3 protein-coding genes are annotated in these 7,497 nt (G+C 50.6%); all 3 read left to right on the top strand.

Annotated elements, in window-relative coordinates; genetic code table 11:
* The coding region (gene brxC / locus BLW34_RS14270) for a BREX system P-loop protein BrxC (protein WP_143037957.1) at positions 1 to 3,272 on the top strand (3,272 nt) is incomplete at its 5' end.
* Between the two features lie 9 nt (positions 3,273 to 3,281).
* The gene (locus tag BLW34_RS14265; RefSeq protein WP_090580972.1) at positions 3,282 to 4,949 is read left to right on the top strand and encodes an ATP-binding protein; all 1,668 of its coding nucleotides are present in this window, start codon (positions 3,282 to 3,284) and stop codon (positions 4,947 to 4,949) included.
* A gap of 319 nt (positions 4,950 to 5,268) precedes the next feature.
* Positions 5,269 to 7,407 carry a BREX-1 system adenine-specific DNA-methyltransferase PglX gene (gene pglX, locus BLW34_RS14260; RefSeq protein WP_143037956.1) on the top strand — a complete coding sequence of 713 codons (2,139 nt, stop codon included), beginning with the start codon at positions 5,269 to 5,271 and terminating at the stop codon, positions 7,405 to 7,407.
* Positions 7,408 to 7,497: the final 90 nt, after the last annotated feature.

Below are 7,497 nucleotides of genomic sequence, written 5' to 3'. Positions count from 1 at the left end.
CATCAGTTTATAGGCATTGGACTGGTACACTTTTATTCCGCGATCGCAGCGAAATTAGTGCACTTCAGTGGTACATTTTTACACCGCTATTTACAGATGTCATCAGCAAAACACAAATCGACGCGCTCCTGGCCGTCTTTGTTAAGGTTTTCGATGAGATGTGCGGCTACTATGGAAAGCACGGTCATATTGCTCAATTCGAACGAGACTTGGATAACCGAGGTCTCTATGATCGGTTCAAAACAGCCTATGAATGTCTGGCAGGACGTTCCTGGCAGAAAGGTCGCGAACAAGCTTTGTTGGAATCTCAGAATATTGCCAGGGCCTATGCGGAGGTAACAGGTGATAATGAAGCATCGGCGGTGGGTATACTGGATAAGTATCGCAACCAATATCGTGTCTCTATCGAAGACTTTGCGGAACAAATACACGCTTATATTGAACGGCAGCCTCCCAATTTCCGGTTGAATTTTTTTGTCGATGAGGTTGGCCAATACATCGCCGAAAACGTCAAACTTATGACCAATCTGCAAACCATTGCCGAAAGTTTGGCCACCAAATGCCGAGGTCGCGCATGGATCATTGTTACATCACAGAATGATATGAGTACTGTTCTGGGGGAGATGAATAAACAGCAGAGTAATGATTTTTCAAAAATAATGGCACGCTTCGCGACAAAAATGTTACTCACAAGCACCAATGTTGCGGAAGTTATACAGAAACGCCTCCTCGCTAAAACAGAAAATGGAGTGACGCTTATCTCTGCTCTGTACCACCGTGAGGTTAACAATTTCGGAACCCTATTTAGTTTTACGGATGGATCGAGGGATTACAAAGTCTACAGAGATCGAGACGAATTCATTCGCTGCTATCCGTTTATTTCTTATCAGTTTGATCTATTCCAGTCATCAATTGAGAATCTTTCCCGCCATAATGCGTTTGAAGGTAAGCATAGTTCGGTAGGTGAACGATCAATGTTAGGTGTGTTTCAACAGGTCGCTGTGCAGATTGGAGGTTACGAAATCGGACAGTTGGCTTCGTTTGATTTAATGTTTGAAGGTATTCAAACAGCATTAAAGGCTCAAACACAGAAAGCTATCCTGGCTGCTGAACGACAATTAGGCAATCACATTGCCGTCAAAGTGTTGAAGGCATTGTTTTTGGTCAAGAACGTGAAAGAGTTCAAACCGTCACTCCGAAATCTTTGTGTTCTAATGCTGGACAGCTTCAATCAGGATCTGCCCGCGCTGCGCAAAAAAATCGAAGAAGCTCTCAACCTTCTGGAACAGCAGACCTATATTCAGCGTAACGGTGAGCTCTACGAATATCTCACCGACGAAGAAAAAGACATCGAAGAGGAGATCAAGAACACCGAAGTGGAATCTACCGACGTTGCAGCAGAGCTGGAAAAGCTCATTTTCGACCACATCATCAAGCATCGGAAAATCCGATACGACGAAAATGGGCAGGACTATATCTTCTCAAGGAAACTCGATGATCGTCTGCATGGGCGGGAGTATGAACTAGCCATCCACATCATTAGTCCATTCCATGAAAACGCAGAAAGCGAGTCTATCCTAAGGATGCAGAGCATGGGCCGGGATGAACTGCTGGTTTTGATGCCACCCGATGAGCGTCTTGTTCGCGATATCCTGATGTACAAGCGCACTGAGAAATACATCCGTCAGAATATCTCGATCACTCAGCAAGAGGCAGTCAAACGGATTTTGGAAGGCAAGCGATATCAACAGCAAGCCCTGGAAGCAATACTGCGGGAACGAGTAAAAATCCTCTTGTCGAAGGCAAAGTTATTTGTGGCTGGCGGCGATATCGAAATAGGTTCCGAGGACGCACAAACTAGAATAGTGCGCGGATTTCATGAACTCATCTCCCGTGCATATCCGAATCTGCGCATGCTGCGTGGCATCACCTACACCGAGAACGACATCGCCAAATGCCTCAAGCATTCACAGCAGGGGCTGTTCGGCAACGATGCCATTTCTCTGGCCGAGTCCGAGCAGGAGCTCTTGGCCTTCATCCAGAACAACAACCGGGGTGGCGTGCGCACCACGCTGAAGAACCTGCTGGAAAAATTCGAACGCAAACCCTACGGCTGGTACTACGCTGCGGTGCTTTGCACCCTGGCCAACCTGTGTGCTCGCGGCAAGGTCGAGGTTCGCGCTGACGGCAATCTGCTGGAAGAGGACGAGCTGGACCGGGCGCTGCGCAATACCCATGGGCACGGCAATGTGGTGCTGGAACCCCAGGTCGAATTTACCGCGTCGCAGGTCCGTGCCCTCAAGGAATTCTTTGAGGACTTCTTCGATGCCCCGCCCCGCGCCAGTGAAGCAAAAGCGATCGGCAAGGAAACCGGTACCGCGCTCGAGGAACTCATGCATCAGCTCACCCTGCTGGCGGCCCAGGCATCCCAGTATCCGTTCCTAAATACCCTGAAACCGGTGCTTGAGAAGCTCAAGGAGCTGACCGGTAAGCCCTATACCTGGTACCTGACCGAACTCACCCGCCAGGAAGACGCGCTGCTCGACATGAAGGAAGGCGTCATCGATCCTGTCCGGAAGTCCATGAGCGGCCCGCAAAAGAGTATCTACGAACTGGCAATGCAGTTTTTGAAGGATCACGAATCAAATATTGGCTATCTAAGCTATCAGTCTTCAGTTATCAGTAATCAGCACGAAGATACTGATGGCTGTTTACTGACGGCTGACTGCTTGCGAGCTTTGCTCGAAGATCCGGAATGTTTCAAGGGCAACCGCATGCAGCAGGTGAAGACGCAAGTCGAAACCCTGCAGGAGAAGCTCACTGCCCAGATTGAGGCCGAGATTGCCAAGGCCAAGGAGACGGTCTCCGCTCTAAAAGGTCGCATCTGCGGTATGGCGGAATTCAGCGCATTGAACGGCGATCAGCAGGAGCAGATCACCCGTCCGTTCAACGAATTCAATGCCGCTATTGAGCGTCAGAAGCTGATTGCCGTCATCCGTGACACCCTGCGCCGGTTTGAGGAACAGGATTATCCTCGTTTATTGGTAAAATTATCTGAACCACAGATGGACACAGATGGACACAGAGAAAAGAACAATAAAGAAAATATCCATGTGAATCCATGTGAATCTGTGGTTCAAAACCTTCGCTCCGTAAAGGTCTCATTCGACAAAGCCTGGCTGGCCGACGAGACCGACGTGGAACGCTACCTGGAATCCATGCGCGAGGCGCTGCTGGATGAAATCCGCAAAGGCAAAAGGATTCAGATTTAGGAGCCACGAATGGACACGAATGAACACGAAATCGGGAATTTGATTCGACAAGGTGAAAGCCTGACGCTGGAGTTCAAGAGCGACCTGAAGTGCCTTCCGGACCGAGATCTGGTAGCAACTGTCGTTTCTTTGGCCAATACCGAGGGCGGTGATCTGTTGCTTGGTGTGGAGGATGACGGCACGGTCACCAGCTTGCATGCGAATCATCTGAATATTTCTGGCATTCCTTCACTGATCGCCAATAAGACCAATCCTGCCCTATCCATCAGAGTAGAGCGGTGCGACCTGCAGGGGAAATCTGTCGCTCGGATTACCGTTCCCAAGTCACGGCAACTGGTATCAACTTCTGATGGCCTTCTGATTCGAAGAAGGCTCAAGCTTGATGGCACACCTGAAGCGGTACCGTTCTACCCCCACGAGTTTATCCAGCGCCAGTCGTCAATGGGTCTCGTCGATCCCTCAGCCATGGTGCTTGAGGAAATAGACGCCAGCCAACTCGATCCTCTGCAACGCCTGCGCATTCGTAACGCCATCAAAAAATACGGTGGCGAACAATCCCTGCTGGCACTGGCGGATGACGAACTGGATGGCGCTCTGGGGCTTTGTCGCGAAATAAACAGCGTCAGGCGACCAACCATTGCCGGTTTGTTGTTGCTGGGAACCGAAAGCCTGCTGCGGCAACATCTTCCCGCCTACGAGGTCGCCTTTCAGGTGCTGCATGGCACGGATGTCAGAGTGAATGAGTTCTTTCGCAAACCCCTGTTGGAAACCTTCGAAGAAGTGGAGCTTCTTTTCAAGGCACGGGTCGAGGAAGAAGAAATACAGGTCGGCCTCTTCCGAGTACCGGTTCCCAACTATGATCGTCGCGCCTTCCGTGAAGCCTTCGTCAACGCCCTGGTACACCGTGATTTCAGTCGTTTGGGTGCCGTGCATGTCAAGATCACAGGCGATGGGCTCTCTATCAGCAATCCCGGCGGATTCGTCGAAGGTGTCACTTTGGATAACCTGCTCGTTGCCGACCCCCGTTCCCGTAATCCACTGCTTGCAGACGTGATCAAGCGGATTGGCCTGGCCGAGCGCACCGGGCGAGGCATTGACCGCATTTATGAGGGCATGCTGCGCTATGGTCGACCGGCACCTGATTATTCCATGTCCGATGAATTCACGGTTTCTGTGCAAATGGCCAACGTGGCAGCCGACCTCGATTTTCTTAAAATGGTGATCGAGCAGGAGGACAAGCTGGGGAATATGCCCATTGATTCCCTGATCATCCTGTCCCGCCTGCGTGAAGAACGCCGTTTGACAACGACTGACCTCGCCCCATCCGTCCAAAAAACGGAGGCCAATGTCCGGGCGACGCTGGAAAAACTGGTGGAAACCGGCTTTCTGGAACCCCACGGCACCGGCCGAGGCCGGACCTATACCCTCAGCGCTGACCTGTACCGTAAGGCAGGAAAAAAATCGGAATACATCCGCCAGGCCGGATTTGCACCCATCCAGCAGGAGCAGATGGTGCTTAACTACATCGACAGGCACGGCAGCATAAAACGATCGGAAGTCATGGACCTTTGCCATCTCGATCGAAATCAGGCTTACCGCATGCTGGCCAGAATGAAAGAAGCTGGTCAAATTAAGCAAATCGGTGAGCATAAGGGAGCTGTTTATGAGCGGGCTTGAGGCGATATGCTCATATTTATGCTCACCGAGCGTAAATATGCTCGGTGAGCATAAAAGGTGCATCGCGTGTTTATACCCTTTGCAGGCGTGCATAGAATCGTGCACAGAGCCTTCAGGGCTCGCCCGAAAAATACGCGCGCCGCGCGTATTTATGCGCTCCGCCCATAACTTATGCGTCCGGCGCATAAAAGCGTGTATAGCAAGAGCCCCTTCAGTGCTTTTTGTGTATTCCGCCAGCCTGTGCGTGTCCGCACGAAGACGGGTAGTTAAAAATTATTCGTGTGAATTCGTGTCCATTCGTGGTTCAAAGGTTGCTTAGATGGAAACAGCCAAACTCAAAAAATTCGCACAGTTCGCCCGGCGCAGCCTGATGGAGCAGGTCTCCGCCAAGTTAAAACTGGTGTTGGCAGAGGACAGCGCCGCCCGGCGTGAAAGCCTTGGTGCCATCAAGAAACTCGAAGAGGCCATCAAGAGCCATGGCAAGGAACAGATCATCGAGCGGGTGGCCTACATCTGGTTCAACCGCTTCTGCGCCCTGCGCTTCATGGACGTGAACCGCTACACCCGTATCGGTGTGGTGTCGCCCGCCGAGGGGCAGCTCCAGCCCGAGATATTGGCCGAGGCCAAGATGGGGCATATCGACGAAGAGATGGTGCACGACAAGGTCCGGCAACAAATCTTTGCCCTGCTTGACGGCAAAGCGCCCAGCCGAGACCCGCAGGGAGAGGCCTACCGCTTGCTGGTTGTCGCCGCTTGTAATTTCTGGAACAAGGCGATGCCATTCCTGTTCCAGCGCATCGACGACTATACCGAATTGCTGATGCCAGACGACCTGCTTTCGGGCAACTCTATCCTGGCTTACACCCGCGAAGCAATGACGCCGGATGCCTGCAAGGATGTTGAGGTGATCGGCTGGCTCTACCAGTTCTATATATCTGAGAAGAAGGACGAGGTGTTCGACGGACTGAAGAAGAATAAGAAGATCACACCCGAAAACATCCCCGCCGCCACCCAGCTCTTTACCCCGCACTGGATCGTGCGCTACCTGGTCGGGAATTCATTGGGACGGCTCTGGATGCAGAGTCGTCCGAACTCCAAGCTCAAAGAGCGCATGGAGTACTACATCGCGCCAGCAGAAGAGGAACCACGAATAGACACGAATGGACGCCAATTAGAAAACAACATTCGTGTTGATTCGTGTTCATTAGTGGTTCAAAGTCCAGAAGAGATCAAGATCTGCGACCCCGCCTGCGGCTCCGGCCACATGCTCACCTATGCCTTTGACCTGCTCTATGCCATCTATGAAGAGGAAGGCTACGAGCCCGCCGAAATCCCGGAAAAAATTCTCACTCACAACCTTTACGGCATTGAGATCGACGAACGCGCCGGGGAGCTGGCCGCCTTTGCCCTGACCATGAAGGCCTTACAATACGACAAGCGCTTCTTCCGCCGAACAGCTGCCCGAGGTGAGCTTATTGAACCCAACATCTGTGTGCTGCAAAATATCCGGTTCGATGAAGACGAAATTGAAGAATACATGGGCTTTGTCGGGCGCGACCTGTTCACCGCGCCACTGCAAACCACCCTGAGCCAGTTTGAAGAGGCCGACAACTTCGGCTCCCTGATCCGTCCCGATGTCACCGATGTGGACGGCATACTCAGGATACTGGAATCAAAGAACGTCTCCGGGCATCTGTTCCTCAGTTTAACTCACCAGAAGGTATTGCAGACCTTGCGGCAGGCTGATTACCTGAGTCCGAAATATCATGTAGTGATTGCCAATCCGCCGTATATGGCGAGGAAAGGAATGAATGCTCCACTGAAAGCTTTCCTTGACCAAGAATATCCACGCGGGAAATCGGATTTGATGACTTGCTTTATGGAACAAGCTAACTGGCTAATTCTATCTGGAGGATTTTGGGGGATGATCAATCTCCCGTCATGGATGTTTTTGCAATCATTCTTTGATCTTCGTTCATGGCTGCTAGAGAGTGTGAGATTTGTGTCTCTTTTGCATTTAGGTAGAGGTATTTTTGGCGCTGATTTCGGTTCTGTGGCCTTTGTGTTTCATAAGATAGCTAATAATGAAGGAGTCAAATCAGCCGGTTCTGTAGGTCTTTATAGACGACTTTTTGATAAATCCTCAATTGTTAGAACTTCAAATGAAATTGAGCAATTATACAGAAACCCATCTTTTGGCTATTTCAAAGTACCTCAGGAAAAGCTCCTGAATATCCCTGGCAGGCCAATATCTTACTGGGCACCAACACATGTCTATGAAATCTTTAAAAGTAGCAGTCTTGGCAAACACCTGGCTGTATGTGCTGGGCTTACCACTGGCAATACTGAACAGTTTCTAAGGTACTGGCACGAAGTCGAGGCTGTCAAAATTATAATAGATTCCCAAATGTTACCAAGTAGATCTTCATTTGTTCCCTACGATAAGGGCGGTTTGTAAATAGCGGTGTAAAAATGTACCACTGAAGTGCACTAATTTCGCTGCGATCGCGGAATAAAAGTGTACCAGTCCAATGCCTATAAACTGATG

It is taken from the genome of Nitrosomonas sp. Nm58 (assembly GCF_900107335.1).
Classification (GTDB): Bacteria; Pseudomonadota; Gammaproteobacteria; order Burkholderiales; family Nitrosomonadaceae; genus Nitrosomonas.
Note: the sequence above shows the minus strand (reverse complement) of the source record. Positions and strands in the feature narration are given on the sequence as shown.